Below are 26,941 nucleotides of genomic sequence, written 5' to 3'. Positions count from 1 at the left end.
CTCGCAGGCAAGAAGCGCCACTATACGATTGTCGGCCTGCAGATAACAAAACACCCGGCGCGCAATCTGCGGGCCGGGCGTTTTGTTTGCCAGCAATGATCAGTGCTTGGTCAGCTTGTCCAGATAACCCATGGCGAAGGCCGACACCACGAAGGTCATGTGAATGATCACGTACCACTTCAGGTGCTCGGGGTCATGGTTGCGCGCATCCATGAATACTCGTAGCAAATGGATCGAGGAGATCGCCACGATGGACGCTGCGACCTTCATCTTCAGCGAGCTGGAATCCATCTTGCCGAGCCAGGCGAGCTTTTCCTTGCTGTCATCGATATCCAGTTGCGAGACGAAATTTTCGTAGCCGGACATCATCACCATCACCAGCAAGCCGCCAACCAGCGCCATATCGACCAGAGACAGCAGTACCAGAATCAGCTCCGCTTCGGCCATGGCGAAGATGTTGGGCAGGATGTGGAAAATTTCCTGGAAGAACTTCAGGGCCAGCGCCAGCAGGCCAAGCGACAGGCCGAAGTAGATGGGGGCCAGCAACCAGCGCGACGCGTACATCGCGTTTTCGATAAAGCGTTCCATGGGCTCTCACCGTAATTAGAGGCGAGCGAGTATACCCATCGGCCGGGAGCAGACAAAACGATCTTCAGCGCCTTGAACTGCGCTTTTTATGCTCGACGGTCGGCGCTTTATGGATTGTGGATAAGATCCGCGGCCATGCGTCGCAGGCTGACTGCTCGGTCGCTGAAAGAGCGCACGAAAGCTATCCGCTTACTTATCAGGCCAGGACTGCGTAGCGGCCCGCGAACCGCCACCCGTACCGTTGAGGCGACGCAACTGCGCCTGGGCGTGCAACTGCCAGATCAAGGGTTCCTCGCACGGCTCATAACCTTGGGCAGCGAGGCTCTCGGCAATATCATCGAGCAAGTGTTCAACGACTAAAGGCCCGTGGAATGGGCCTTGCGCTTTGATGGCAGTGGGTTGGCGAGCGGACATTCCGGCGATGCAGATCAGCGTCCACAGCCCTTGCTCACCCGCCAGGGGCAACACCGTACATTCGATGCGAGTGGTTACACCGAGGTAATGACGGGTCAGGCAGAGGCTACGCGACATGGCGGCAATCCTCGCGGAATACCCGTGCAGCCTACACCTGCCAGGCAATCAGGCAAAGCCAGGTTTATACACAAAAGCTGTGGATAACCTTGTGCATGACAGGTGCGCAAGCACCTGTCATGCAGCCGGCTAAATGGCAGTAGCAGAGCCGATCACCGATTGATCAGCTCGGCGTGTTGACCGGCTCGACCGTCGATTTTTTCCCGCGCGGTTTCTTCGGCGCCTTTTCCGGCAGCGCGGCGGTCAGCGCTTCTTTGGCCTGCTCCGGTTTCTCTTCCTCGCCCATACCGATTTCGGCGATCTCGCGCAAACGTTCGACCACCCGAGCGTTGACACTGCCCGCAGGGAAACGGCCCTTGTCATCCGGCGTACCAGCGTCTTCGCCAACCAGCAGGCTCAGCGCCTCATCGACATGGCGCACCGAGTACACGTGGAACTGCCCGGCGCGCACAGCCTGCAGCACACGCTCGTCGAGCATCAGCGTGGAGACGTTGGAATGCGGGATAATCGCGCCCTGCTCGCCCGTCAGGCCACGCGCTTCGCAAAGGCGGAAGAAGCCTTCGATCTTCTCGTTGACGCCGCCAACGGCCTGCACCTCGCCAAACTGGTTGATCGAACCGGTAATGGCAAAGCACTGCTTGAGCGGCGTGCGTGACAAGGCGGAGATCAGCGTGCAAACCTCGCCAAGCGAAGCGCTGTCGCCATCCACATAACCGTAGGACTGCTCCAGGGCGATGCTCGCGGAAATTTCCAGCGGGAATTCCTGGGCATAGCGGCTGCCGAGGAAACCGGTGAGGATCATCACGCCCTTGGAGTGAATGGGTTGGCCAAGGTTGACCTCACGCTCGATGTCGACGATGCCCGAGCCGCCTGGGTAAACGGTCGCGGAAATCCGCGCTGGCACGCCAAAGGCCGAGTCACCGACTTCCAGCACGGTCAGGCCGTTGCATTTGCCGATGGCGGCCCCTGCGGTGTCGATCAGGATGATGCCGGCCAGCATGTCGTCGATGATCCGCGCGGAAACCCGACCGGTACGCGTGGCCTTGGCTTTAAGGGCACGTTCGATATGGTCGGCGTCGGTGACCGCTTCGCCTGCCAGATTGCGGATGAAATCCGCCTCGCTGACCAGCTGGAACAAGTCGCCGATACGCGCCGACAGGCGCCCTTGATGTTCCGCCAGACGCGCACTGTGAGTCGCCAGGCGTGCCACAGCGGCAGCGCTCAGCGGCGCCATGCCCTCTTCGGTGGTGCGGGTTTTCATCAGCTGGGCGAACTGCTCCAGGCTCTCGTCCGCCAGGGGAATGTCCTCGTCGAAATCGACCAGTACGCGGAACATCTCCTGAAAGTCCGGATCGGCATCCTGCAGCGCGTAATAAAGCTGACGCGAGCCGATGATCACCACCTTGAGCTGCAGCGGAATGGTTTCCGGATTCAGAGTGACCGTGGCGATGCGGCCCAGATCGCCGAGCGGCGATTCCATCTTCAGTTTGCGCGACTGCAGGGCGCGCTTGAGCGCCTCCCAGACGAACGGCTCGCTGAGAAACTTCTCGGCTTCGAGGATCAGGAAGCCGCCGTTGGCGCGGTGCAGCGCGCCGGGGCGCAGCTGGCGATAGCTGGTGTAGAGCGCGCCTTGATCAGTGTTGTACTCGATGCGCCCGAACAGGTTGTCGTAGGTCGGGTGCGGCTCGAACACCACCGGCGCGCCGCCGTCAGCATGATGGCCAACGATCAGGCTCGGGCAATACAGTTCTTCGAGCAGTTTGCGGGTCTGGGCATCGGCCTTTTCCACCTCGATGAGCAGATCAATCACGCTTTTCAGCAGATCCACCTGCATGGCCTGCAGGTAGGCGCACACGCCGGCGTTCTCGGCGTACTTCTGCGACAACGGCGCCAGCAGCGGCTGCAGGGCAACGGTGATGGTGTCTTCGTTGAGCTGACGCAGCTGATTGCTGGACTCACGCTTCCATTGCGGCAGGCTGGCCAGCTCTTCGTTGAGGCGTTCCTCCAGCGCGGCGATATCGTCGTGAAAACGCTCACGATCGGCCTCGGGCAGTTGTGCGAACTCGGCTTCGTCCAGCGCCTTGCCATCGAGCATCGGTGTGAAGGCGATATTGGTACTGTCGCGGTACAGCGCGATGCCGCGCTCCAGCGACAGCTTCTCGATCACGTCCAGCGCCTGGTCGTAGCGCTTGTTGAAGGCGCGGTCGATGGCGCTCTTCTTTTGCTGGAACGACGGATGCTCGAATACCGCCGGAAAGGTCGCCAGCAGGTTGTCGATCAGTGCGTTGATGTCGGCGATGAACTCGCCAGCGGTGCCAGCCGCCAGCTCCACAGCGCGGGGCTCGCGGGGCTCGTCGAAGTGGTTGACGTAGACGCGATCCGGCGGGGTTTCCAGGCGTTTGCCCTCGGCCCGCAGGTAGCGTTTGACGAACGAGAAGCGACCGGTGCCCGGCTCGCCCATGACGAATACGTTATAGCCGGGGCGCGGCATCGCCACGCCGAATTGCAGTGCCTGCACGGCACGCTCCTGCCCCAGCACACCGCGGAAGGGTTCCAGATCATCGGTGGTGGTAAAGGCGAACTGCGTGGGCGAGAAGGGACGGGTGAGTGCATCGGGCGCCAGGCGCAGGCCGGCTGCAACGGGATCGGGCATCGGGGATCCTTAAATACCGCGGAGAAGTGTCTGCATTCTCGCGCTGCCTACTTCCCGCTGGCAAGGCACCATTGGTGCTCACGAGCAGAAAGCAAAACGCCCGCGACAGGTGCGGGCGCTTGGCATTGCAGCAGGGCTTACAGGTAGAAGGATTTCAGCGGCGGGAAGCCATTGAATTCCACCGCGCTGTAGCTGGTGGTGTAGGCGCCGGTAGAGAACCAGTACAGGCGGTCACCGCTGGCCAGGTTCAGCGGCAGGCCGTACTTGTAGTGCTCGTACATGATGTCGGCGCTGTCGCAGGTCGGGCCAGCGATGACTACTTCCTCCATCTCGCCCTTTTTCTCGGTCCAGACCGGGAATTTGATGGCTTCGTCCATGGTTTCGATCAAGCCGCTGAACTTGCCCACGTCGGTGTATACCCAGCGCTCCACGGCGGTGCGCGATTTACGCGCGACCAGGACCACTTCGCTGACCAGGATGCCGGCGTTGGCGATCAGTGAACGGCCTGGCTCGAGGATGATTTCCGGCAGCTCGTCGCCGAAATCGTCCTTGAGGAAGCGGATGATTTCTTCCGCGTAGGTTTCCAGGCTGTTGGTACGGGTGATGTAGTTGGCCGGGAAGCCGCCGCCCATGTTGATCATCTGCAGGACGATGCCGTCTTCTTCTTTAAGACGCTCGAAGATCACCTTGACCTTGGCGATGGCGGCGTCCCATACGTCGATATCGCGTTGCTGCGAGCCAACGTGGAAGGAGATGCCGTACGGCACCAGCCCCAGCTGTTTGGCGAGGATCAGCAGATCCATGGCCATGTCGGTCTGGCAGCCGAACTTGCGGCTCAGCGGCCAGTCAGCCGAAGTCGAGCCTTCGGTGAGGATACGCACATAGATCTTCGAGCCCGGCGCGGCCTTGGCGATGTTGCGCAGGTCTGCTTCGGAGTCAGTGGCGAACAGGCGCACGCCCTTCTCGTAGAAGTAGCGCACGTCGCGGGCTTTCTTGATGGTGTTGCCGTAGCTCATGCGGTCCGGGCTGACGCCGGCGGACAGCACCTTGTCCAGCTCGTAGATCGAGGCGATATCGAAGTTCGAGCCCTTGTCGCGCAGCAGCTCGATGATTTCGATCGCTGGGTTGGCCTTGACGGCGTAATACACCTTGGCGAACTCGAAACCGGCACGCAGGTCGTCGTAGGCCTGCTTGATGATCGCGGTATCGATCACCACGAACGGGGTTTCATGCTGGTCGGCGAAGGCTTTCATTTTGTTGAAAGTTTCGCGTGGGTAGTAGTCTTCGACCTTGATCGGCATGCGGCACTCCAGATGGCTAAACCATGAACACTAGGATTCGGGCAGTTGAACCGGGCACAGGTTCAACATCGGGGGCGGCTGATTTTGCAATCGGCCGGAAGGCCTGTTTCCAGGCCACGAACGTCTGATCAGTTTCCCCACTTTGGTTCGCCTACTTCCCAAGGCATGTCGCCGAGAATTGCGCAGCCTGCAATCAGGCGCCGCAACCTCTCGTCGTCAGTACTTGAGCCGAATGGATCGTTGCCAGCATGGACGTTCGGCCGCGGACTTTAAGACCATGCCCCGCTCAGATCAACCAAAAATTGCCCTGAGCGGAAACTGATTTCACAGGCGTTTTGGATTCCACACAAACCACGGCGGAATGCTGCACAGCCGAGGCCCGCACATGAAAAACCCATGCCCGGCGATAAGCCTGGCATGGGCTGCTTTCAAAGCGATGACAGTAGTGTTGGCCAACCCCAGAACGGGGCTGACCAAGCGGCGACGCGTAGCTGTTTTAGCTGCGCTGCCGAGAGAGGGACTTAGCGGAAACGCTCGACTTCGCGATGTAAGTCAGCGGCCAGTGTCTCCAGCTCCTTGGAGGTGTGCGCTAGGTTGGCGATTACTTCGCGCTGCTCGCCGTTGGCCTGGGCGATGCTTTGCAGGTTGCTGCTCAGCACTGTGGCGGTGCTGCTCTGCTCGCTGGTCGCGGTGGTGATAGCGGCGAACTGCTCGCCGGCGGCGTTAGTCTGCTCAGCGATCTGGGTCAGCGCGGCAGCAACCTTGGCGTTGAGCTCAAGACCGTTCTGCATCAACTGACGGCCCTGCTCCATGGTGCTGATCGCACTGCTGGTTTCACCCTGAATGCTACTGATCATGCTGGAGATCTCGGTGGTCGCCTCACGGGTACGACCGGCCAGGCTGCGCACTTCGTCAGCCACGACGGCAAAACCACGGCCCTGCTCACCGGCACGCGCAGCCTCGATGGCGGCGTTGAGCGCCAGCAGGTTGGTCTGATCGGCGATCGAGGTAATGACGCTGAGGATGCCGCCGATTTCCTGAGAGCGCTGACCGAGGCTGTCGATAACTTTGGCGGCGCTATTGAGCGAGGTAGAAATCTGCTCCAGGGCGTTGGACGCCTCGTCCATCGAGGTGCGGCCAATACGTGTCTGGCTGGCGTTCTCGCTGGCCATACGCTCGGTGCTGCGCATGTTGTCGGCGATGTTCAGCGAGGTGGCGCTGAACTCTTCCACGGCGCCGGCCATGCTGCTGATCTCACCGGACTGCTGCTCGATGCCTTCATAGGCGCCACGCGACAGGCCAGACAACGCCTCGGCGCGCTGGCTGACATTGCCGGCGGAACTGCGGATGTGCGAGACCATGGTCGACAGCGCTTCGCTCATCTGGTTGAAGCTGCGCGACAGCTCGCCGATTTCGTCATGGCTCTTGACCTGCAGACGCACGCTCAGATCACCAGCGCCCAATGCCTGAGCCTGTTGAACCAAGTCACCAAGCGGGCGCAGCTTGCGACGCAGCAGCCAGATCACCGCCAACACGGCCAGCACCAACGTCACCAGGCTGCCGATAGCCAGCTGGCTGCCGACACGCCAGGTCACGGCCTCGATCTCTGCTTCCGGCATGCTCGCCACGACAGTCCATGGGCCGCCAGCGAATGGCACGGCAACGCTGTAGAACTGCTGCTCGCCGTCGCTCCAGAAACCACCTTTGCCCGGCGTGCCAAGCACCTTCGTCATGTTGCCGGTCAGTTGCTCGGGGCGCTGCGCGCCATAAGGCGGCACCAGCCATTTGTTCCCGTCGTCGAGCAGCGCCAGCGAGCCAGTGCTGCCGATGCGGAAGCGCTGCAGGTTGGCGAACTGGGCATTCTGCGCGTCGGTGTAATCGAAGCCGACGAACAGCACGGCGATCACTCGGCCTGCGCTGTCACGCACCGGGGTGTACTGGGTCATGTAGAAACGCTCAAACAGCAGCGCGCGCCCCACATAGCTCTCACCGGCCAGCAGGCGTGCATAGGCCGGGTGGTTGCGATCGAGCACGGTACCGATGGCGCGGCCACCATCCTGTTTGGTAAGCGAGGTGGTGACACGCACGAAGTCATCGCCATCACGCACGAAGATGGTCGCCACACCGGCGGTCAGGCGGCGAAACTCGTCGACTTCGCTGAAATCGTTGTTCAGCAAGGTGCTGCCCATATAGAGAGCAGGCGCTTGCAGGGCGCCGACGGCGACGCGCTCGTCCGCGCTAACGCGCAAGCCGCTGCTGAAACGTCGCTCGAACAGGCCAGCCAGACGCTGCGTACTTTCACGCAGGCTCTCGTGGAAAGTGCTCAGCTGGTCGGCGAGCAGGCGTGCTTCGCTACCAAGGTGCTCTTCACGGGTCACCAGGTTGGCGCTGCTCAGCGAGCGCAGGGCAAATACGGTACTGACACTGATCAGCAACACCAGCATGGCGGCAAGAGCCGTCGCCAGTTGCCAGGCGATACGCGAACGAGGTTGGTTCATGAAACATCTCCGTGCTCCATCGTCCCTGTATGGAGTAATTGAATAAATAATGATCAGCCTGTACGTCGGCGAGCGCGGAGAATACTTGAGAGTTTTAGTGCGTCAATGGCCATCATGACGCTATCACCCCATTTTTTACGTGGGGTAATGAAAACGTCCCGTAGATGAAAGTTTTCAGCGGTTTTCTAGCGGCGTAGCTCCACTTCGGGCAATTGCATGGCCGCCACTTCGGCGAGCAGGAACTCGGCCAGCCGCTCGAAACGCTCCTGACCGCGGCGCGCCTTGGGCCACACCAGGTAATAGCTTTCACCGCTGGAGACGGCGGCCGGCCAGGGCAGCGCCAGACGTCCCAGCAGCACGTCCTCGGCGACCATGGCCAGGTCGCCGATCGACACGCCGTAGCCACGGGCGGCGGCGACAATGCCTAGCTCCAGGGTGTCGAACACCTGGCCACCCTTAAGCGACACCTGATCGGTCAGGTCCATGGCCTGCAGCCAGCGGCGCCAGTCACGGCGGTCGGGCGTCGGGTGTACCAACTCGGCCTGTTGCAGGCGGCTGACGTCCCAGGGCTGTTCGCCAGAGGCGCCTGGCGCGTAGACCGGGATCAGCCATTCCTCGAACAGCCGCACGCTATGCCATTCGTTGCTGAAGGTGCCGGCACTGAGTAACACGGCGCAATCGAAAGGTTCATGGAGAAAATCCACGCGATCAAGATCCATCCAGGCGCTGGTGAGCTGCACTTCAAGGTCTGCATGCCGGGCGCGAAACAGCGACAGGCGCGCCAACAGCCAGCGCATGGTCAGAGTCGAAGGCGCCTTGAGACGCAAGGTGCCGTCCTCCACGAGCAGGGTCGCGCAGGCCCGCTCCAGGGACTCGAAACCTTCGTGCACGCCCGGCAGCAGCAGACTCGCCGGCTCGGTCAGGTGCAACGCCCGGCCGCGGCGCTCGAACAGCCGGCAGGCGAAGTGTTCTTCGAGGGTGCGAATGTGCCGGCTCACCGCACTCTGGGTGATCGCCAGCTCATCGGCGGCGCGGGTGAACGAGAGATGCCGCGCGGCGGCCTCGAAGGCACGCAGGGCATAGAGAGGGGGCAAGCGCCGCGTCATCGCCCTAAACCATGAGTTTTAATCATGCCTGGCATGGCTATTTTCCTTTTGTGGCCACCTGCTACAAACCTGAGAATAGCGGTCATTGCTCATCTCCTGACAGTCCGGGGATGCTTACCCTACCGAAGTTTTACTCATCATGAAAAATCCCCTCCGTCACGAGCTGCGCTCGCTGCTGCGCCTGGCCGGGCCGCTGATCTCTGCGCAGCTGGCCCACGCGCTGATGATTTTCACCGACACCTTGATGATGGCCATGCTCGGCCCCGGGCAGCTGGCCGGCGGCGCCCTGGGCACGACCTGCTACTTCATCTTCTCGATCTTCTGCACCGGGGTGGTTGCCGCCGTGGGCAGCATGATCGCCATCCGCCATGGCGCCGGAGACGCTGAGGGCGTCACCCGCCTGCTGCGCAACGGCCTATGGCTGGCGATACTGCTCGGCGTCATCAGCGCGTTGTGCCTCAATGGCCTGGGCCCACTGTTGCCGCATCTGGGTCAGAACCCGGCCGCTGCCAGCGAGGCCATGAGCTTTCTGCGCCCACTGTCGCTGGGCCTACCCGCCTACCTGTGCTTTATGGCCTTGCGCGGCTTTACCAGCGCCATCGGCCATCCCGGCCCGGTGATGACCATCAGCATCGTCGGCACCATCGCCAACTTCATCATCAACTACGCGCTGATCAAAGGCTGGTTCGGCGTCGACCTGGGCCTGAGCGGTATCGGCCTGACCACCGCGCTGGTCAGCAGCGCCATGGCGCTGGCCCTGGGGCTATACATCCTGATGTCGCCGACCTACCAGCGTTACAAGCTGCGCGGCGGCCTGGGTCGGCCACAACGCGCCGAGATCCGCGCCCTGCTGCGCCTCGGCCTGCCGATTGGCGGCACCTACGCGGCCGAGCAAGGCCTGTTTACCTTCGCCACCCTGTGCATGGGTGCCCTGGGCAGTGTGCAGCTGGCAGCGCACCAGATCGCCATGCAATCGGTCGCCCTGGCCTTTATCGTGCCCCACGGTCTTTCTTATGCGGTGACCTTCCGGGTCGGCATGCACTACGGCGCCGATCGCCTGCATCTGTCGCGTCTGGCCGGCCACCTGGGCATGGGTATGGGCGCCGTGCTGATGCTGCTGTTCGCCCTGGCGTTCTGGCTGCTGCCGGAGTGGATCATCGGCCTGTATCTCGACCGTCACGATCCGGCGTTCGCCGAGATTGTCACCCTCGCAGTGAGCCTGCTGGCGATTGCCGCCTGGTTCGAGCTGTTCGACGGCCTGCAGAGCATCGCCATGGGAGCGATCCGTGGCCTCAACGACGGCCGTCTGACCCTGGTGATCGGCCTGACCGGCTACTGGTGCATTGGCGCGCCACTGGCCTGGCTGCTGGCCTTCCCATTTGGCTGGGGCGCCCATGGCGTGTGGTGGGGCTTGGCTGCGGGTCTGGCGGTGACGGCGAGCGGCCTGGTGCTGGGCTTCCAGTGGAAAACTGGGCGTCTGCAAAAGCCAGAGGCCACGCAGGCCTGCCCGTCCTGATTGGGCAGCTGATCGCTGCGGCTAGGGTCGACCACCGAGTAGCGACTGGCGAACGTCCGCCGACAGAAAGCGCGCCAGCTCTGTCAATGGCATCGCCTTGCTGATCAAGTAGCCCTGCGCCTGATCACAACCGAACTCGCGCAGCAGCTGGAGCTGTTCCAGGGTTTCCACACCTTCGGCGACCACTTGCAGGTCGAGGTTATGGGCCAGGCTGATCATCGCCTGCACCAGCTGTTGGCTCTGCGGGCGCGTTTCCATGCCGGTGACGAAGCTGCGGTCGATCTTCAGCAGGGCGATAGGCAGGTTGCTCAGGTGCTCGAAGGACGAGAAGCCGGTGCCGAAGTCGTCCAGGGAGAAGCGCACGCCCAGATGCCCAAGACGGCGCATGGTCTGCAGCACGTAGTCGCTGCGGCGCATCACCGCAGTTTCGGTCAGCTCGAACTCCAGCCAGTGGCTGTCGATACCGCAGCTGTCGATCAGCCGCTCCAGGGTCGGCAGCAACTGGCTGTCCTGGAACTGGCGGAACGACAGGTTGACCGCCATGTGCAACGCCGGGTGGCCACGCTCGCGCAACAGCTGCATGTCACGCATCGCGCGGTCGATCACCCAGTAACCGAGCGGTACGATCAGCCCGCACTCCTCGGCCAGCGGCACGAACTCGCCAGGCATCAGCAGACCATATTGCTCGTGCTGCCAGCGCACCAGCGCCTCCAGGCCGACGATGCGCCCCGTGTGCAAACAGAAGCGCGGCTGATAATGCAGCTGCAGCTCACCTTTGCGCAGCGCCCGGCGCAGCTCGCGCTGCATGTCGACCTGGCTGCGCATGCCGTGGTCGAGACGCTCGTCGTATAGGTGATAGGTGCAGCCCTGCCGGCTTTTCGCCTGCTGCATGGCGATATGGGCGTGCCACATCAGGGTATCGGCGGTGCTTGCCGGTTTGGCCAGCGCCACGCCAAGGCTGCAGCCCAGCAGCAGGCTTTCGCCCTCGACCCAGTACGGCTCGCCCAGCGCTTCGAGCAGGTGCTGAACCCAGCCGTGAAAACGCTCGACGTCGCCATGGCTGTCGACCAGCAGGGCGAACTCATCGCCGCCCAGCCGCGCCAGCTGATCACCGCGGCCCAGGTGCTGTTCGAGACGCGCCACTACCTGCTGAATCAGCTGATCGCCAGCCAGGTGGCCGAGGGCATCATTGGCCTGGCGGAAGTTGTCCAGGTCCAGCTGGATCAGCGCCAGGCCGCGACGGCCCTGCTCGCCAAGGCGCGCTGCCAGCAAGGTATGAAAACCCTGACGATTGGCGATGCCGGTGAGGGCATCCTGCTCGGCCAGCTGTTGCAGGGTCATGCGCAAGCGGCCCTGCTCGCGCACATACCGCAGGCTGCGGCGCAACACGTCAGCGCTCAGTTGGTCACGCACCAGCCAGTCGCAGACCTGGGGCGGCGCCTCGCTCGGCTCCTGCTCCAGCAAAAGAATGATCGGCGCGGCGCAGCGCCTGGAGTCTGGCAGGTGCGCTGGCGTGGTGAGCAGCACTGCATCGCTGGCTTCATCGAGCAGCATGCTGGCGTCCAACCAGCTGGACGCGCAGCTCAACGGCACCGGGCTGCCGGCAACTTCCAGGCGCTCGCACAACAGTTCGCGCCACTGCGGCGTTTCCGCCAGCAGAACCAGACGTAACGGCTCGACGAATGCGCTCAAGAAATACCCCCCGATGCACGAAAAAAATGAGCACTTACCAGTGCTTCTGAATGCGCCGTTCCGGCGTCAAATCAATCACTTCCGTGTAAATCGCTGAACATCCTGCGATAAAACCCATCGAGGCGACAACCCCGGCAAAGGAATCAGCGCCCACACGCGGCAGCACGGCTGTCGGCTGATGCAGCAAAGCCACGAAATGCCAGACGACTTTCGGCTAAAATGCGCGGCCATTTTCCTTCGCGATAAACACGATGTCCCGACTCAACCCCCGGCAACAAGAAGCCGTGAACTACGTCGGCGGCCCTCTTTTGGTGCTCGCCGGTGCAGGCTCCGGCAAGACCAGCGTGATCACCCGCAAGATCGCCCACCTGGTGCAGAACTGCGGCATCCGTGCCCAGCACATCGTCGCCATGACCTTTACCAACAAGGCCGCGCGCGAGATGAAGGAGCGTGTCGGCAGCTTGCTCAAGGGCCCCGAAGCCCGCGGCCTGACGGTGTCGACCTTCCACAACCTGGGCATGAACATCATCCGCAAGGAATACGCGCGCCTGGGCTACAAGCCCGGCTTCTCGATCTTCGATGACGGCGACATCAAGGCGCTGCTCACCGACATCATGCAGAAGGAATACGCCGGCGATGATGGCGCTGACGAGGTCAAGAACTACATCGACAGCTGGAAGAACGACCTGATTCTGCCCGACGAGGCGCTGGCCAACGCGCGCAACCCCAAGGAACAGACCGCCGCCATCGTCTACCTGCACTACCAGCGCACGCTCAAGGCGTACAACGCGGTGGACTTCAACGACCTGATCCTGCTGCCGGTGAAGCTGTTCCAGGAACACAGCGACATTCTGGAGAAGTGGCAGAACCGCATCCGTTATCTGCTCGTCGACGAATACCAGGACACCAACTCCAGCCAGTATCTGCTGGTGAAACTGCTGGTAGGCATGCGCAACCAGATCACCGTGGTAGGCGACGACGACCAGTCGATCTACGCCTGGCGCGGCGCACGCCCGGAAAACCTCAACCTGCTCAAGGAGGATTACCCGTCACTGAAGGTGGTGATGCTCGAGCAGAACTACCGCTCCACCAGCCGCATCCTCAAGTGCGCTAACACCCTGATCGCCAACAACCCCCACGCCTTCGAGAAGCAGCTGTGGAGCGAGATGGGCATGGGCGACGAGATCCGCGTGATCCGCACGCGCAACGAAGACGCCGAGTGCGAGCGCGTGGCGCTGGAAATTCTCACCGAGCACCTGCGCACCCAGCGCCCGTACAGCGAGTTCGCCATCCTCTATCGCGGCAACTACCAGGCCAAGCTGATGGAGCTGAAACTGCAGCACCACCAGATTCCCTATCGCCTGAGCGGCGGCACCAGCTTCTTCGCCCGCCAGGAAGTGAAAGACCTGATGAGCTACTTCCGCCTGCTGGTCAACCCGGATGACGACAACGCCTTCCTGCGTGTAATCAACGTACCGCGCCGGGAGATCGGCTCGACCACCCTGGAAAAGCTCGGCAACTACGCCAACGAGCGCAAGATCAGCATGTACGCTGCCAGCGACGAAATCGGCCTCGGCGCTCACCTCGACAGCCGCTACACCGAGCGCCTGGCGCGCTTCAAACGCTGGATGGACGGCGTGCGCGAGCAGTGCGTGGTCAACGAGCCGATCGCCGCGATCCGCAGCATGGTCATGGATATCGACTACGAGAACTGGCTGCGCCAGAACGCCTCCAGCGACAAGGTTGCCGATGCGCGCATGGGCAACGTGTGGTTCCTCGTCGATGCGCTGAAGAACACCCTCGACAAGGACGAGGAAGGCGACATGACCATCGAGGACGCCATCGGCAAGCTGGTGCTGCGCGACATGCTCGAGCGCCAGCAGGAAGAGGAAGATGGCGCCGAAGGTGTGCAGATGATGACCATGCACGCCTCCAAAGGCCTGGAGTTTCCGTCGGTGTACATCATCGGTTTCGAGGAGGAGATCCTGCCGCACCGCTCCAGCATCGAAGCCGACACCATCGAGGAAGAGCGCCGCTTGGCCTACGTGGGCATCACCCGCGCCAAGCGCAACCTGGCGCTGACCTTTGCCGCCAAGCGCAAGCAGTACGGCGAGATCATTGACTGTTCGCCGAGCCGCTTCCTCAACGAACTACCGCCCGAAGATCTGGTGTGGGAAGGCATGGAAGAGGCCCCCGTGGAAGTCAAAGCTGCCCGCGGTAACGACGCCCTGGCCAGCATGCGCGCCATGCTCAAGCGCTGACGCAAGACCGTAGCCCGGGTCGAGCGCAGCGACACCCGGGAATCTACCTGGGTATCGCCTGCTCAACCCAGGCTACGTTTTCATCGAGCCCAAGATGGCGTCGGGCACCTGCGTAACATTTCGTAGTCAGAGTGAAAGCCCGGCCGCTATGGCCGGGCATTTCGTTCTCCGTGAAGCTCCTTTGCAAAGAGGCCCGGCACCATGCGCACGCTCACTCTCGACCTCGATACCCTGACCCAATTGATCAACGGTCGCGAAACCCTCGAGCACTGGCTCGACATGGAAGCCGGCACGGTGCTGACCTTGACGCCCGAGGATCAGGGCAGCGACGAGCGCCAGCAGATCCAGCTCAACCCAGACCGGTACACCGCCGTGCCGAATCTCGATGTGGCCCAGCGCGTGGCGATGCGCGAGTCCTTTCTGTTCACCCTGAACGACCTCAATGCTCACCCGCTGCTCAGCGCCGCACTGACGGGCCGCAAGCCGCTGCGCGCCTTCGACTACGAGATCGACCACTTCCCAACCCTGCGCCAGCAGTGGCACGACTACGAACAGAAGCAGCTGCGCGAGTACGCCCTCAACTGGCTGTTCGAGCTGGGCCTGGAGCCCGCGCCGGACAAGCTGCCTCTGGATACCCGCGGCATTCCCAAGGATATTCTGCGGCGCCTGACCAAAAGCGCCTGAGCGCTGCGTTTGTACCTGCAATGGATGAGCGGAGCGCTGCGCGTGCGGTTTCGCTACAAATGATCGGCATTTTGAGCGAAAATCCGCCGCTTTGCTCTTGAGCCCAGAGGATCGATCGTGGAGTCGTTGAAACAGAAGATATGCAGTGAAGGTACCGTCCTCTCCGAGCAGGTGCTCAAGGTCGACGCCTTTCTGAATCACCAGATCGACCCACAGTTGATGAAGGAGATCGGCCACGAGTTCGCCGAGCGCTTCAAAGGTCAGGGCATTACCAAGATCGTCACCATCGAGGCTTCGGGCATCGCGCCGGCGGTCATGGCCGGTCTGGAGCTCGGCGTGCCGGTGATCTTCGCCCGCAAGTATCAGTCGCTGACGCTCACCGACAACCTCTACATCTCCAAGGTGTTCTCGTTCACCAAGCAGACCGAGAGCACACTGGCGATTTCATCCAAGCACTTGAACGCCACTGACCACGTATTGCTGGTCGATGACTTCCTGGCAAACGGCCACGCCGCCAAGGCTCTGATCGATCTGGTCGGCCAGGCCGGCGCCAGCATCGCCGGCATCGGCGTGGTGATCGAGAAGTCGTTCCAGAGCGGCCGCGCTGCGCTGGACGCCGAGGGTTATCGCATCGAATCCCTGGCGCGTATCCAGTCCCTGGCAGGCGGCAAGGTTACCTTCCTCGAGTAGCCTGCAGCCCGGCCAGCACAAGACGCTGGTACAGCTCTTCGCGCAGACCATCGGGCCGTTCCAGGCCCATGCGCTGCAGGGCTGCCGGAAACGCCTCGGCGGGCGGCGCATCGAACGCCGCCTTGCCCAACTCCAGCACCTCGCTCAAGTGGAACTTGCCCTTCAGCCAGGTCAGCGCTCGCAACAGCGCCTGCTCCTCGTCACTGAAATCGCTGCCTAACGGGTATTCGACGAACATCGGCCGATGCCGCCCGGCAATCTGTTCCAGGCGTTCGGGGGTGTTGTCGGTGTAGCGCGCATCGAGGCGAAAATCCTTGGAAAGCTTGCCCGCGTCGATGGCCTGCTGCATCAGCTCTTCCTGGAAACGTGAATCGGCGACTGCCAGCAGTGCCTCGACAACCTGGGAGTCGGTCTTGCCGCGCAGGTCGGCGATGCCATATTCGGTGATCACCACGTCACGCAGGTGACGGGGAATGGTCACGTGGCCGTATTCCCAGACGATGTTCGAGCTGACTTCACCGGCCGATTCGCGCCAGCTGCGCAGCAGCAGGATCGACCGAGCACCAGGCAGCGCATGCCCCTGGGCGACGAAGTTGTACTGCCCGCCCACGCCGCTGAGCACCCGGCCATCTTCCAGCTGGTCAGCCACCGCCGCGCCAAGCAGGGTCACGGTGAACGCGCTGTTGATAAACCGCGCGTCGACGCGCTGCAAGCGCTTCAGTTCTTCCTGCCCGTACAGCTCATTGATGAAGCCGATGCCGGTCATGCCGAAGCGATTGCGCTGCTTGGGATCCATGGCGTTGAGCCGCGCATAGAAGGATTGCGGCCCCAGGAAGAAGCCACCATGAACACACACGCCGTGCTGCGCAGGCGTCAGATAATCGCGCAGCGCTGCCTGGCTCAGCGGGTCGGAGAGATCCGTGGAGCACTGCTGGTCGGTGGGCAGCAGCAGGTTCTCGCCCTGCAGCTTGAGGTTGGCGTCCAGCAAACCAGCTTCCTGCAGCCAGGCCAGGGTGGCTTCGTCGAGGCGCGGGGGCAGGCCCGCATCGAGCAACGCCTGTACGCTGCACGGCTGGCCATTGGCATCCAGCGCGCCAGCACTGGCCAGGCGCTGCACCCGCAAATCGGGATAGACGATGCGGCGAATCACTCCAGCATCGGCAAGCGCCAGCAGGCCGCTGACGAACATCTCGCTGCAGCCGTAAAGCCCCTTCTGAAAAACGCCCAAATCACCGAGCACGCTACTCAGCGGATGAACGCGACCGTTTTGCAGATCATCCAGCACCGCGCGGTACGCCGGGTTATCTGCGTGGCGCTGCAACAACGCGGCACTGACCGCATCGCCCATGGCGCCGATGCCGATCTGCAGGCTGCCGCCATCGCGCACCAAAGTGCTGGCATGCAGACCGATGCAATGGTCCTGCACCGTGACCGGCATGTTCGGTGTGGAAAACAGCGTAGTGGTTTCGGGTTCCTGCAGCTCGATATCGAAGACGTCTCGGGACACCTCGGCGTCGCCGGCCATGTACGGCAGCCCCTCATGCACCTGAGCCACACAGAGAATGGTTTCGCCACGCTCGCGGCGCGCCTGCAGCATCGGCAGCAGATCGAGGGTGATGTCCGGGTTGCAGCTGAGGCTGAAGTGATAAGGCCGTGTCGGGTCGGTCGCGACCAGCTGCGCCACCACGTTGACGCCCTTGGCGTTTAGGTCACGGGCGGCGTGGCTGTAGTTGCTGCTGGTGTAATCGAGCTGGGTCGGCGCGCTGTCGAGCAGGCTGCCGGGTTGCAGAAAGAACTGCTCGACCCGCACATTGGCCGGCAACTGATCGGCTTGCAGGTCGGCAAGAAAATCCAGCTCAAGATAGTCGCCATAGATACGTTCGACGAAGGGTTCGAGAAAGCGCTGCTGCAGTTCCTGCCCGGCCCGCGGCCGGCCCAGACACAGCGCGGTGTAGATGGTCAGGTGCCGCTCGGGCAATTCACGCAGCCGCGCATAAAGGGCGTTGACCCAACGATTGGGCTTACCCAGGCCAAGCGGCAGACCAAGGTGAATCGGCCCGTCGATCGTTTCCAGCACACGGTCTACAGCTTGCTCGAGGGTACAAGATTGGGGCATGCGGTTCTCCAGGCCAACGGTCGGGATCGTCCATGTTGGACTCCCCCGCTACGCCTTTTGCTGCATGTCGTCATCATTCTGAAACGCCAAAGCCGCCTCGCGGCGGCTTTGGCGGGCGCGGAAACGCCGTTCTACAGGCCGGACATCTTCTGGATGGCGGCGCGCAACTCGTCATCTGAACAGTCACCGCAGGTGCCTTTAGGCGGCATGGCGTTGATGCCGTTGATGGCCGCCGCAAGAATGCCGTCCAGGCCGCCCTGGTGATCCGCACGCTCCTTCCAGGCAGCGCTATCGCCAATCTTCGGCGCGCCGAGCAGGCCGCTGGTGTGGCAGGCCGTGCAGTGCTTGGCAATGATGTCATCGGCATTGCGGGCGCCACCGCTGCTTACCGCCGCAACGGCTTCGACACCCTTGCATTCCTGACCGGCGATGCACACCTGCCCGACGGGCTTGATTCGCTCGGCAACCGCCTCGTCGGTGTTCGCCTGGGCTGTCACGGCCCATAGCGTCAGGGCGATGGCTGGCGCTAGCAGCATGCTTCTAGAAGGCCGTTGAAAAACGTCAGCGAGGCCGCCGGAGCGAGGCAAAAACAGCCGAAAAAGCGGAGTGTACGAGTTGTACATGAGCATTTTGAGGCTGTTTTTAACGATGTGCCGGCAACGTAGGTAGTTTTTCAACGGCCTGCTAATTGGGTTCACTCAGATGCCCTCATGGATGACTTATCACGCTCGCGGCCACGGTTTCGCAAGCCAGCAAAGTATACCGACTGGCCCGGGTGACGGGATGCGTGACCCCATGACGCAGATCAACGACGGCGCAGATTGCCACGCGCGTGCATTGGATCCGTACGAAAAGTCTCCGAGCGAAGGTCAGGCGAGGCAAAAATCGATGAGGCCTCGGAGTTTACGAGCTGTAAATGAGCAGCCCGACTGGGCTGGCACTCCAGCCGTTTTTTAACGAAGCATCACCGAGCGCAGGTACTTTCCGTACGGTTCCTAGAAGTTGGCCGGCGTGGTGGCACTGATCAAGCGCGCCGGCTGATCGAAGGGATTGCGGAAACGGTGCGGCCGGCTGCTCTCGAAGTAATAGCTGTCGCCGCTCTCGAGGATGAACACCTCGTCACCGACGGTCAGCTCCAGACGCCCTTCCACCAGCATGCCGGTCTCCTCGCCCTCGTGGGCGTACATCTCCAGGCCGGTGTCGCTATGCGGCGGGTAGGTTTCGTCGAGAAAGGAAATGGCCCGGCTGGGGTGCGCCTTGCCGATCAGTTTCATGGTGATCGCACCGCTGTGGATATCGGTGAGCTCGCTGGCGCGGTAGACCACCTGCACCTGGTTATCCTGCTCGGCTTCCAGAGAGAAGAACTCCACCAACGACATGGGAATGCCGGCCAGTACCTTCTTCAACGAGCTGATCGAGGGGCTCACGCTGTTCTTCTCGATCATCGAGATGGTGCTGTTGGTAACCCCCGCCCGCTTGGCGAGTTCGCGCTGGGAAAGCCCTTTTTGCTTGCGGATAGATTGCAGGCGAAGACCGACGTCCAATGTTGGATACCCCCAGTGAAACCATGAAAAGTGGCTTCATCATGGCGGCAGTGTTCAGTATTTACAACAGTCCGAACACTCTGGGTCGTATCCCGCTCAGAACCTATTCATGATCTTTGTGAGCATGCACGGGCGGCTACAAGGCAAAAGCAGACGGTGGGCGGAGCTTTTGTGGGAGAGGCTTTAGCCTCGATTGTGCCAAGCTAGGCGTAAAGAGCTCGGGGCTAAAGCCCCTCCCACGAGTTCGCGAGCGGCTGCTTTCGCCCCACCTAGCTACCAAACCGACGAAGCTTGGCTGAGCGATCATGGACTGCTTCTCAGGCTTCGCTGTAGATCAGCGGCACCCGGCGCACATTGCAGAACAGCTGATAGGGAATGGTGCCGGCGGCCACGGCGACGTCGCTGGCCAGCACGCCGCGGCCCCAGAACTCGACGCGGCTGCCCACGCCGGTACCCGGCAGATCGCTGAGGTCGACGGTGAGCATATCCATGGAAATACGGCCGATGATCCGCGACGGCTGGCCGTCGATCAGCACCGGCGTGCCGGTCGGCGCATGGCGCGGGTAGCCGTCGGCATAGCCCATGGCGACCACGCCGACCCGTGAGGGGCGCTCGCTGACGAAGCGCGCGCCGTAGCCGACCGGCTCGCCGGCCGGCAGATCACGCACGCTGATGACCTTCGACTCCAGGGTCATCACCGGCTGCAGCCGCGAGGCGACTTCTTGCGCCTGCTCGAACGGCGTGGCGCCGTAGAGCATGATGCCGGGCCGCGACCAGTCACTGGGGATACTCGGCCAACCCAGCAGCGCCGGCGAGTTGCGCAGACTGACCTCGGCGGCCAGGCCTTCGCGGGCCTGCTGAAACACTGCCAGTTGCTCGTCGCTGCGGCTGCAATCGAGCTCGTCGGCCCGGGAGAAATGGCTCATCAGCACGATCTTCGCCACTTTGCCGCTGCCCAGCAGGCGCCGATAGGCCGCCTGATAATCAGCCGGGTGAAAACCGACGCGGTGCATACCGCTGTCCAGCTTGAGCCAGACGTTCAGCGGACGCTTGAGCGCGGCCTGCTCGATGGCTTCGAGTTGCCACCCAGCGTGTACCACTGTCCAAAGGTCATGCTGCTCGATCAGCGCCAGCTCGCTGGCTTCAAAAAAACCTTCGAGCAACAGAATCGGCCCACTGATGCCCGCTGCGCGCAGCTGCAGCGCCTCTTCAATACAGGCTACTGCGAAACCATCGGCCTCGTCCTGTAGCGCCTGAGCACAACGCACCGCGCCATGCCCATAGGCATCGGCCTTGACCACCGCCAGCGCACGCGCACGCGCGCCAGACAGTTCACGAGCCAATTGGTAGTTGTGACGCAGAGCTTGCAGATCGATCAGAGCACGGGCGGGACGCATGGTTATCTCTAAACAGGGTGTAAGCGGGGAACCTGTGGGAGCGCGCGGGGACGCCTAGCCCATGCGCGCGAAAAAATCGCGGGCATGGCCCGCTCCCACAATGGATCGGCAAAACGCTTCTTACAGTCGGATCATTTCGGTAGATCGCAAGCCGGCCTTCAATCACGGCAGCGCAGCAATCACCGTCATTTCCACCAACACATCCGGCGAATACAGCTTGGCCTCGACGCACGCGCGCGCCGGCGAGTGGCCAGCCGGCACCCAGGCATCCCAGACCTTGTTCATGCCGTCACGATCATCGATGTCTTTCAGAAAGATGGTGATCGACAGGATGCGCGTCTTGTCGGTGCCAGCCTCGGCCAGGAATGCGTCGATGCTGTCCAGGGTCGCTTTGGTCTGAGCCTCGATGCCTTCGCTGTGGTTTTCATCCAGCTGGCCGGCCAGGTAGACGGTGCCGTTGTGGATGACGATTTCGCTCAGGCGCGGCTCAGTTCGCAGGCGCTGTATGGACATGGCTGTTCAACTCCTTGGGGCTACCGTAACGGGAAATATCCAGGCCTTCGCTGCTGATCTGCGGGCGCTTCTTGGCGATCAGGTCGGCCAGCAAGCGACCAGAGCCGCAGGCCATGGTCCAGCCTAGGGTACCGTGTCCGGTGTTCAGAAACAGGTTTCGATAGGGTGTGGCGCCAACGATCGGCGTGCCATCCGGGGTGGCCGGGCGCAGGCCGGTCCAGAAGTCCGCCTGGCTCAGATCGCCGCCCTGGGGATACAGATCACCGACGATCATCTCCAGGGTCTCGCGACGGCGCGGGTTGAGGCTCAGGTCGAAGCCGGCGATTTCGGCCATGCCGCCGACGCGGATGCGCTGGTCGAAACGGGTGATGGCGACCTTGTAGGTCTCATCGAGAATGGTCGAGGTCGGCGCCATGTCCGGGTTGGTGATCGGCACCGTTAGTGAATAGCCTTTGAGCGGATACACCGGCGCGCGGATACCCAGCGGTTTGAGCAACTGTGGGCTGTAGCTGCCCAGGGCCAGCACATAGCGGTCGGCGGTTTCCAGCTTGCCGTCGATCCACACGCCGTTGATGCGGTCACCGGCCACGTCGAGACGCTGGATGTTCTGCCCGAAGCGGAACTGCACGCCCAGCGCGGCGGCCATCTCGGCCAGTTTGCGGGTGAACAGCTGGCAGTCGCCGGTCTGGTCATTCGGCAGACGCAGGGCACCGGCGAGCTTGTCGGTGACGCTGGCCAGGGCCGGTTCGACCTTGGCGATACCGGCACGGTCGAGCAGTTCATAGGGCACGCCGGACTGCTCGAGTACCGAGATATCCTTAGCGGCGTTGTCGAGTTGCGCCTGGGTGCGGAACAGCTGAGTAGTACCGAGCTGACGCGCTTCGTAACCAATGCCGGTTTCCGCGCGCAACTCGTCGAGGCAGTCACGGCTGTACTCGGACAGACGCACCATGCGCTCCTTGTTCACCGCATATCGGCTGGCGGTGCAGTTGCGCAGCATCTGCGCCATCCACAGGTACTGGTCGATATCGCCGGTCAGCTTGATCGCCAACGGCGCATGCTTTTGCAGCAGCCACTTGATGGCCTTCAGCGGGATGCCCGGAGCCGCCCACGGCGATGCGTAGCCCGGCGACACCTGGCCGGCGTTGGCGAAGCTGGTTTCCATGGCCGGGCCGTCCTGGCGATCAACGACCACCACCTCGAAACCCTGACGGGCCAGGTAATACGCACTGGCCGTACCGATCACACCGCTACCAAGCACCAGAACCCGCATGTTGTTCTCCTCGCCGCGACGATGCACTGGCGTATTACGATTTGAGAAGTCGATGCGTACAGTATAGAAAGTGAATGGCAGTGCTTTTCACTGTATACACTCGTATATTCGAAGGGAATTCTGGCTTTACGAGCCTTTCACGGAGGGGTGCCGAGCATGCGTACGCAACATCAGAGCCGCCGCGAGCTGGACAAGATCGACCGCAACATCCTGCGCATCCTCCAAGAGGACGGGCGCATCTCCTTTACCGAGCTGGGCGAACGGGTGGGGCTGTCGACCACGCCGTGCACGGAACGGGTCCGCCGTCTGGAGCGCGAAGGCATCATCATGGGGTATCACGCGCGCCTCAACCCGCAGAACCTCAAGGCCAGCCTGCTGGTGTTCGTGGAGATCAGCCTGGACTACAAGTCCGGTGACACCTTCGAAGACTTCCGCCGCGCCGTGCTCAAGCTGCCCCACGTGCTGGAATGCCACCTGGTGTCCGGCGACTTCGACTACCTAGTGAAAGCGCGAATAAACGAGATGGCCAGCTACCGCAAGCTGCTCGGCGACATCCTGCTCAAGCTGCCCCATGTGCGCGAGTCGAAGAGCTATATCGTGATGGAAGAAGTAAAGGAGAGCCTGGCGCTACCGGTGCCGGAGTAATTCTCTAGACGAGAACCTGGCGGGTGCTGGCGATCAACTGATGCACCTGCCGCTCCACATGCGCCTCAATGGGTTGCTCGGGGCCGTGGCCGTGAGGGCATGGCAGGTTCGGCGTGGTGCCGAACAGCCGGCAAATCAGCGGGCGCTGGTCATACACCTGACACCCCTGGGGCCCGAGATGCACGCAGTTGTACTCGGCCAGGGCAGCCTCCTGCTCGGCGGCGGTCTTGCGTGGCAGACGCGACATTTCCTCGGAGGACGCGGTCACCGGGCCGCAGCAGTCGTGGCAGCCGGGCACGCAGTCGAAGCGCGGAATCTGGCGACGCAGCAGGTCGATCTTGCGGCTGGTACAACTCATGGACAGGGGCTCTGGAACGGCAGACGAGCATGGTACAGGCGGGCCCGGGCGGCGCAAAGCTCGGTCTGCCAAGGTGATCACCAGTTGGCCCGCAGCGGATTCCGCGCTTATGCTTCGTCCATTTTTACGCACATAACACTCAGGATCCTGCACATGACCGCCCGTGCCCACCCGCCGGTTCATAGCGCCGAGCATGCGCCCTCCTACTACGCCGCCAGCGTCAACCAGTCCCTCGATTTGCCGGCCTTGCAAGGTGAGCAGCACGCCGATGTGTGCATCGTCGGCGGCGGCTTTTCCGGCCTCAACACGGCGATCGAACTGGCCCAGAAAGGCCTGTCGGTGGTGCTGGTCGAAGCTCACCGGATCGGCTGGGGCGCCAGCGGACGTAACGGCGGGCAGCTGATTCGCGGTGTCGGCCATGGCGTGGAGCAGTTCGAGTCGGTGATCGGCAAGGACGGGGTGCGCGAACTGAAACTGATGGGTCTGGAGGCGGTAGAGCTGGTACGGCGGCGGGTCGCCCAGTACGACATCGCCTGCGACCTGACCTGGGGCTACTGCGACTTGGCCAACAAGCCCCGCGACCTGGCCGGTTTCGCCGAAGACGCTGCCGAGCTGCAGAACCTCGGCTATCGCCACGAGCTGCGCCTACTGCAACCGGAACAGATGCACGAGGTGGTCGGCTCGAAGCGCTATGTCGGCGGCATGATCGACATGGGTTCGGGGCATTTGCATCCGCTCAACCTGGCGCTGGGCGAGGCCGCTGCGGCACAGAGCCTGGGGGTGCGCCTGTTCGAGCGCTCGCCCGTCACACGAATCGACTACGGCAGCGAGATCCGCGTGCATACGGCTCAGGGTGTGGTGCGCGCCGGGCAGCTGGTGCTGGCCTGTAATGCCTACATCCGCGATTTGAACCCGACACTGGGGGGCAAGGTGCTACCGGCCGGCAGTTACATCATCGCCACCGAGCCACTGAGCGAGGAGCAGGCCAACAATTTGATCCCGCAGAACATGGCGCTCTGCGACCAGCGAGTGGCGGTCGACTATTACCGCCTGTCCGCCGACCGCCGCCTGCTGTTCGGCGGCGCCTGTCGCTACTCCGGCACCGACCCGGCGGATATCGCAGCCTATATGCGGCCGAAGATGCTCGCGGTATTCCCGCAACTGCAGGATGTGCGTATCGACTACCAGTGGGGCGGGATGATCGGCATCGGCGCCAACCGCCTGCCGCAGGTCGGCCGACTCAAGGATCAGCCCAACGTCTTCTACGCCCAGGCCTACGCGGGCCACGGCGTGAACGCCACGCACCTGGCCGGCAAGTTGCTCGCCGAAGCCATCGCCGGGCAAGCCGGTGGCGGCTTCGAACTGTTCGCCAAGGTGCCGCACATGACTTTCCCCGGCGGGCGCCATCTGCGCTCGCCGCTTCTGGCGCTGGGCATGCTCTGGCACCGGCTCAAGGAGCTGGTCTGACAGCGCCCGTAACCTGCCTAGAGCGTCCAGTCTCGTAGGGTGGATGGTGCTTTTTCATCCACCGTTGCGATTGCGGAGCGGTGGATGGGTCGGGCCGCGTAGGTGAAGCGTCGGCTACGCGCCCCGGTCCACCCTACAAACAGGCACCGCCTCAAGGAACTGGACTGACAGAGCGCAGCGATACCCAGAAAGAAGCCCCCGGGTATCGCTGCGCTCAACGCCGGGCTACGGCCCTGATTCAGAGTTTCCAGAACGGCAGGTTGGCTTCGCGCTCGGCCTGTTCGCGGCTCAGGCCGATGTCTTGCAACTGAGCGTCGTTGAGCCTGAGTAGCGCGCGGCGGGTGGTCAGTCGGCGCATGAAACGCTGCCAGCGATCGGTCAGCGCCGCATGCGCCGGCACACCCGATAGGCGCTGCCCGTTAACGCCTTCCAGCTCGCTGCCTTTCAAGGTCAATCGCACATCGCTCAGCCCGTTCATGTCGCTCTCCTGCGCCTGGTGGGTCATGGGAGATCATGATGGCGGTCCGTGAAAAAGCATGACAGATGCAAAGAAAGGGAATTAAATCCATACAGATCACCCACAAGCCGAACTGAATGGTCGCAACAAAGGCCATCTGTATGGTTCAGCTGAATCCTTGCATACAGGTGCGCGACCATGACCCTCTACACCAACCTGGCTGACCTACTCGGCGATCGCATCGAGCAGGGCCTGTATCGCCCTGGTGATCGCCTGCCATCGGTGCGCGCTCTGAGTCAGGAACATGGGGTCAGCCTGAGTACCGTGCAGCAGGCCTACCGTCATCTGGAAGATCGCGGCCTGGCGCTGCCCAAACCGAAATCCGGCTACTTCGTGCCACAAGGGCGTAACAAGCCGGCGCTGCCTAAGGTCAGCCGCGCACCGCAGCGTCCGGTTGAGGTGTCGCAATGGGATCAGGTGCTCGAGCAGATCGCGCCACTCCCCCGGCCCGACTTCGTGCAGCTGGGGCGCGGCCGCCCGGATATCGACAGCCCGACCCTCAAGCCGCTGCTGCGCTCGCTGTCCCGTTTGAGCCGCAAGCAGGATCTGCAAACGCTCACCTACGGTAGCATCTACGGCGATCAGCGCCTGCGTGAACAGGTCGCGCGCCTGACACTGGACTCCGGCTGCCAGCTGTCCTACGAGGACATCGTCATCACCACCGGCTGCCACGAGGCGCTGTCCGCCGCGATTCGCGCGATCTGCGTGCCGGGCGATATCGTCGCGGTCGACTCGCCGAGCTTTCATGGCGTGATGCAGGCCCTCAAGGGCTTCGGCATGAAGGCCCTGGAATTGCCGACCGACCCGCTCACCGGTATCAGCATCGAGGCGCTGGAACTGGCCCTCGAGCAGTGGCCGATCAAGGCCATTCAGCTCACACCCAACTGCAACAACCCGCTGGGTTACATCATGCCGGAGGCCAACAAGCGCGCCCTGCTCGCCCTGGCTCAGCGTCACGATGTGGCGATCATCGAAGATGACGTGTACGGCGAACTTGCCTTCAACTACCCACGCCCGCGCACCATCAAATCCTACGATGACGACGGTCGCGTGCTGCTCTGCAGCTCGTTTTCCAAGACCCTGGCGCCCGGTTTTCGTGTTGGCTGGATCGCCCCTGGCCGCTACCTCAACCAGGTGCTGCACATGAAATACATGGGTACCGGCGCCACCGCGCAGCTGCCACAACTGGCACTGGCCGAATACATCGAGGGCGGCCATTACGAACCGCACCTGCGGCGTATGCGCGGCCAGTACGCGCGCAACCTGGAGCAGATGACCGACTGGGTGAGCCGTTACTTCCCGCCGTCGGTGCGAGTCAGCCGCCCGCAAGGCAGCTTCATGCTCTGGGTGGAGATGCCCGAAGGGTTCGACAGCCAGCGCCTGAACCGCGAACTGGCCGCCCACAAGATCCAGATCGCGCCGGGCAGTATCTTCTCCGCCGCCGGCAAATACCGTAATTGCCTGCGCATGAACTATGCCTCGCGCCCCAGCCCGACCATCGAAGCCGCAGTGCGCAAAGTGGGGGAAACCGTAGCGGCCATGCTCGACGCGTCGCCACCGCCGAGAGACTGAATTTTTATCAGCGCAGCGG

22 protein-coding genes are annotated in these 26,941 nt (G+C 62.5%); 7 read left to right on the top strand and 15 right to left on the bottom strand.

Translation table 11 applies throughout. From position 1 onward, the window contains the following. Positions 1 to 99 precede the first annotated feature (99 nt). From BUC40_RS19560 to BUC40_RS19535, 6 genes are all read right to left on the bottom strand, one after another. The gene (locus tag BUC40_RS19560) at positions 100 to 588 is read right to left on the bottom strand and encodes a TIGR00645 family protein (RefSeq protein WP_073267960.1); all 489 of its coding nucleotides are present in this window, start codon (positions 586 to 588) and stop codon (positions 100 to 102) included. Positions 589 to 777: 189 nt separating this feature from the next. Further along, positions 778 to 1,119 carry a PA4575 family protein gene (locus BUC40_RS19555; RefSeq protein ID WP_073267959.1) on the bottom strand — a complete coding sequence of 114 codons (342 nt, stop codon included), beginning with the start codon at positions 1,117 to 1,119 and terminating at the stop codon, positions 778 to 780. 163 nt (positions 1,120 to 1,282) lie between these two features. Next, entirely contained in the window at positions 1,283 to 3,772 is a 2,490-nt protein-coding gene (locus tag BUC40_RS19550) for a Lon protease family protein (protein WP_073267958.1), read from the bottom strand. Between the two features lie 137 nt (positions 3,773 to 3,909). Continuing rightward, positions 3,910 to 5,073, bottom strand: a complete 1,164-nt coding sequence (locus BUC40_RS19545) for a type III PLP-dependent enzyme (RefSeq protein ID WP_073267957.1) — start codon at positions 5,071 to 5,073, stop codon at positions 3,910 to 3,912. A gap of 521 nt (positions 5,074 to 5,594) precedes the next feature. After that, on the bottom strand, positions 5,595 to 7,571 hold the full coding sequence (locus BUC40_RS19540; RefSeq protein WP_073267955.1) for a methyl-accepting chemotaxis protein: 1,977 nt from the start codon (positions 7,569 to 7,571) through the stop codon (positions 5,595 to 5,597). Between the two features lie 185 nt (positions 7,572 to 7,756). Continuing rightward, complete coding sequence (locus tag BUC40_RS19535) at positions 7,757 to 8,677, bottom strand: LysR substrate-binding domain-containing protein (protein WP_073267953.1); 921 nt, start codon at positions 8,675 to 8,677, stop codon at positions 7,757 to 7,759. A 139-nt stretch (positions 8,678 to 8,816) separates the two neighbouring features. On the opposite strand from BUC40_RS19535, the gene BUC40_RS19530 reads away from it, so the two are divergent. Next, positions 8,817 to 10,193, top strand: coding sequence for a NorM family multidrug efflux MATE transporter (locus BUC40_RS19530; RefSeq protein ID WP_073267951.1), 1,377 nt, complete (start codon positions 8,817 to 8,819; stop codon positions 10,191 to 10,193). A gap of 21 nt (positions 10,194 to 10,214) precedes the next feature. Here BUC40_RS19530 and BUC40_RS19525 read toward each other — a convergent pair whose 3' ends face one another. Further along, a complete protein-coding gene (locus BUC40_RS19525; RefSeq protein ID WP_073267949.1) occupies positions 10,215 to 11,885 on the bottom strand; it encodes a putative bifunctional diguanylate cyclase/phosphodiesterase in 1,671 nt (556 codons plus the stop codon). 251 nt (positions 11,886 to 12,136) lie between these two features. Here BUC40_RS19525 and rep point away from each other — a divergent pair, with 251 nt between their 5' ends. The 3 genes from rep to BUC40_RS19510 all read left to right on the top strand — a co-directional run bounded on the left by rep (position 12,137) and on the right by BUC40_RS19510 (position 15,520). After that, the gene (gene rep, locus BUC40_RS19520) at positions 12,137 to 14,146 is read left to right on the top strand and encodes a DNA helicase Rep (RefSeq protein WP_073267947.1); all 2,010 of its coding nucleotides are present in this window, start codon (positions 12,137 to 12,139) and stop codon (positions 14,144 to 14,146) included. A 201-nt stretch (positions 14,147 to 14,347) separates the two neighbouring features. After that, positions 14,348 to 14,830: a UPF0158 family protein gene (locus BUC40_RS19515; RefSeq protein WP_073267945.1), complete on the top strand. Its 483-nt coding sequence runs from the start codon at positions 14,348 to 14,350 to the stop codon at positions 14,828 to 14,830. Positions 14,831 to 14,947: 117 nt separating this feature from the next. Next, the gene (locus BUC40_RS19510; protein WP_073267943.1) at positions 14,948 to 15,520 is read left to right on the top strand and encodes a xanthine phosphoribosyltransferase; all 573 of its coding nucleotides are present in this window, start codon (positions 14,948 to 14,950) and stop codon (positions 15,518 to 15,520) included. Here BUC40_RS19510 and BUC40_RS19505 read toward each other — a convergent pair. The 6 genes from BUC40_RS19505 to dadA form a co-directional block, all read right to left on the bottom strand. Continuing rightward, positions 15,504 to 17,636 (bottom strand): acetyl-CoA hydrolase/transferase C-terminal domain-containing protein, encoded by a 2,133-nt coding sequence (locus BUC40_RS19505; protein ID WP_073267941.1) that lies wholly within the window; start codon positions 17,634 to 17,636, stop codon positions 15,504 to 15,506. The two genes, BUC40_RS19510 and BUC40_RS19505, sit on opposite strands and share 17 nt — an antisense overlap. Positions 17,637 to 17,767: 131 nt before the next feature. Further along, a complete protein-coding gene (locus BUC40_RS19500; RefSeq protein ID WP_073267939.1) occupies positions 17,768 to 18,172 on the bottom strand; it encodes a c-type cytochrome in 405 nt (134 codons plus the stop codon). Positions 18,173 to 18,631: 459 nt separating this feature from the next. Beyond that, positions 18,632 to 19,180, bottom strand: coding sequence for a cupin domain-containing protein (locus tag BUC40_RS19495; protein WP_073267937.1), 549 nt, complete (start codon positions 19,178 to 19,180; stop codon positions 18,632 to 18,634). 317 nt (positions 19,181 to 19,497) lie between these two features. After that, positions 19,498 to 20,577 carry an alanine racemase gene (gene alr, locus BUC40_RS19490; RefSeq protein WP_073267935.1) on the bottom strand — a complete coding sequence of 360 codons (1,080 nt, stop codon included), beginning with the start codon at positions 20,575 to 20,577 and terminating at the stop codon, positions 19,498 to 19,500. A gap of 162 nt (positions 20,578 to 20,739) precedes the next feature. Further along, positions 20,740 to 21,090, bottom strand: a complete 351-nt coding sequence (locus tag BUC40_RS19485; protein WP_073267933.1) for a RidA family protein — start codon at positions 21,088 to 21,090, stop codon at positions 20,740 to 20,742. Continuing rightward, entirely contained in the window at positions 21,065 to 22,363 is a 1,299-nt protein-coding gene (dadA, locus tag BUC40_RS19480) for a D-amino acid dehydrogenase (RefSeq protein ID WP_073267931.1), read from the bottom strand. The genes BUC40_RS19485 and dadA overlap by 26 nt, the downstream gene beginning before the upstream one ends. 156 nt (positions 22,364 to 22,519) lie before the next feature. Between dadA and dadR the strand changes: the two genes are divergently transcribed. Beyond that, positions 22,520 to 23,008: a transcriptional regulator DadR gene (gene dadR, locus BUC40_RS19475; protein ID WP_013789818.1), complete on the top strand. Its 489-nt coding sequence runs from the start codon at positions 22,520 to 22,522 to the stop codon at positions 23,006 to 23,008. A 4-nt stretch (positions 23,009 to 23,012) separates the two neighbouring features. Here dadR and BUC40_RS19470 read toward each other — a convergent pair whose 3' ends face one another. Further along, entirely contained in the window at positions 23,013 to 23,366 is a 354-nt protein-coding gene (locus BUC40_RS19470) for a YkgJ family cysteine cluster protein (protein ID WP_073267929.1), read from the bottom strand. A gap of 153 nt (positions 23,367 to 23,519) precedes the next feature. Here BUC40_RS19470 and BUC40_RS19465 point away from each other — a divergent pair, with 153 nt between their 5' ends. After that, complete coding sequence (locus BUC40_RS19465) at positions 23,520 to 24,833, top strand: NAD(P)/FAD-dependent oxidoreductase (RefSeq protein WP_073267928.1); 1,314 nt, start codon at positions 23,520 to 23,522, stop codon at positions 24,831 to 24,833. Positions 24,834 to 25,071: 238 nt separating this feature from the next. On the opposite strand, the gene BUC40_RS19460 is transcribed toward BUC40_RS19465, so the two are convergent. Beyond that, positions 25,072 to 25,311 carry a DUF1127 domain-containing protein gene (locus tag BUC40_RS19460; protein ID WP_073268104.1) on the bottom strand — a complete coding sequence of 80 codons (240 nt, stop codon included), beginning with the start codon at positions 25,309 to 25,311 and terminating at the stop codon, positions 25,072 to 25,074. A 177-nt stretch (positions 25,312 to 25,488) separates the two neighbouring features. Here BUC40_RS19460 and BUC40_RS19455 point away from each other — a divergent pair, with 177 nt between their 5' ends. Continuing rightward, positions 25,489 to 26,922 (top strand): aminotransferase-like domain-containing protein, encoded by a 1,434-nt coding sequence (locus BUC40_RS19455; RefSeq protein WP_073267926.1) that lies wholly within the window; start codon positions 25,489 to 25,491, stop codon positions 26,920 to 26,922. The last annotated feature ends 19 nt before the right edge of the window (positions 26,923 to 26,941 follow it).

Origin of the sequence: Phytopseudomonas punonensis, from assembly GCF_900142655.1 — a bacterium.
Taxonomy (GTDB): domain Bacteria; phylum Pseudomonadota; class Gammaproteobacteria; order Pseudomonadales; family Pseudomonadaceae; genus Aquipseudomonas; species Aquipseudomonas punonensis.
The sequence above is the reverse complement of the archived record's forward strand: the minus strand, read 5'-3'. Positions and strand labels throughout refer to the sequence as shown.

What these genes read in the sequence shown, in the direction of transcription:
- BUC40_RS19560 (WP_073267960.1), bottom strand. Translation starts at nt 588, where the DNA reads ATGGAACGCTTTATCGAAAACGCGATGTACGCGTCGCGCTGGTTGCTG.
- BUC40_RS19555 (WP_073267959.1), bottom strand. Translation starts at nt 1,119, where the DNA reads ATGTCGCGTAGCCTCTGCCTGACCCGTCATTACCTCGGTGTAACCACT.
- BUC40_RS19550 (WP_073267958.1), bottom strand. Translation starts at nt 3,772, where the DNA reads ATGCCCGATCCCGTTGCAGCCGGCCTGCGCCTGGCGCCCGATGCACTC.
- BUC40_RS19545 (WP_073267957.1), bottom strand. Translation starts at nt 5,073, where the DNA reads ATGCCGATCAAGGTCGAAGACTACTACCCACGCGAAACTTTCAACAAA.
- BUC40_RS19540 (WP_073267955.1), bottom strand. Translation starts at nt 7,571, where the DNA reads ATGAACCAACCTCGTTCGCGTATCGCCTGGCAACTGGCGACGGCTCTT.
- BUC40_RS19535 (WP_073267953.1), bottom strand. Translation starts at nt 8,677, where the DNA reads ATGACGCGGCGCTTGCCCCCTCTCTATGCCCTGCGTGCCTTCGAGGCC.
- BUC40_RS19530 (WP_073267951.1), top strand. Translation starts at nt 8,817, where the DNA reads ATGAAAAATCCCCTCCGTCACGAGCTGCGCTCGCTGCTGCGCCTGGCC.
- rep (WP_073267947.1), top strand. Translation starts at nt 12,137, where the DNA reads ATGTCCCGACTCAACCCCCGGCAACAAGAAGCCGTGAACTACGTCGGC.
- BUC40_RS19515 (WP_073267945.1), top strand. Translation starts at nt 14,348, where the DNA reads ATGCGCACGCTCACTCTCGACCTCGATACCCTGACCCAATTGATCAAC.
- BUC40_RS19505 (WP_073267941.1), bottom strand. Translation starts at nt 17,636, where the DNA reads ATGCCCCAATCTTGTACCCTCGAGCAAGCTGTAGACCGTGTGCTGGAA.
- BUC40_RS19500 (WP_073267939.1), bottom strand. Translation starts at nt 18,172, where the DNA reads ATGCTGCTAGCGCCAGCCATCGCCCTGACGCTATGGGCCGTGACAGCC.
- alr (WP_073267935.1), bottom strand. Translation starts at nt 20,577, where the DNA reads ATGCGTCCCGCCCGTGCTCTGATCGATCTGCAAGCTCTGCGTCACAAC.
- BUC40_RS19485 (WP_073267933.1), bottom strand. Translation starts at nt 21,090, where the DNA reads ATGTCCATACAGCGCCTGCGAACTGAGCCGCGCCTGAGCGAAATCGTC.
- dadA (WP_073267931.1), bottom strand. Translation starts at nt 22,363, where the DNA reads ATGCGGGTTCTGGTGCTTGGTAGCGGTGTGATCGGTACGGCCAGTGCG.
- dadR (WP_013789818.1), top strand. Translation starts at nt 22,520, where the DNA reads ATGCGTACGCAACATCAGAGCCGCCGCGAGCTGGACAAGATCGACCGC.
- BUC40_RS19470 (WP_073267929.1), bottom strand. Translation starts at nt 23,366, where the DNA reads ATGAGTTGTACCAGCCGCAAGATCGACCTGCTGCGTCGCCAGATTCCG.
- BUC40_RS19465 (WP_073267928.1), top strand. Translation starts at nt 23,520, where the DNA reads ATGACCGCCCGTGCCCACCCGCCGGTTCATAGCGCCGAGCATGCGCCC.
- BUC40_RS19460 (WP_073268104.1), bottom strand. Translation starts at nt 25,311, where the DNA reads ATGAACGGGCTGAGCGATGTGCGATTGACCTTGAAAGGCAGCGAGCTG.
- BUC40_RS19455 (WP_073267926.1), top strand. Translation starts at nt 25,489, where the DNA reads ATGACCCTCTACACCAACCTGGCTGACCTACTCGGCGATCGCATCGAG.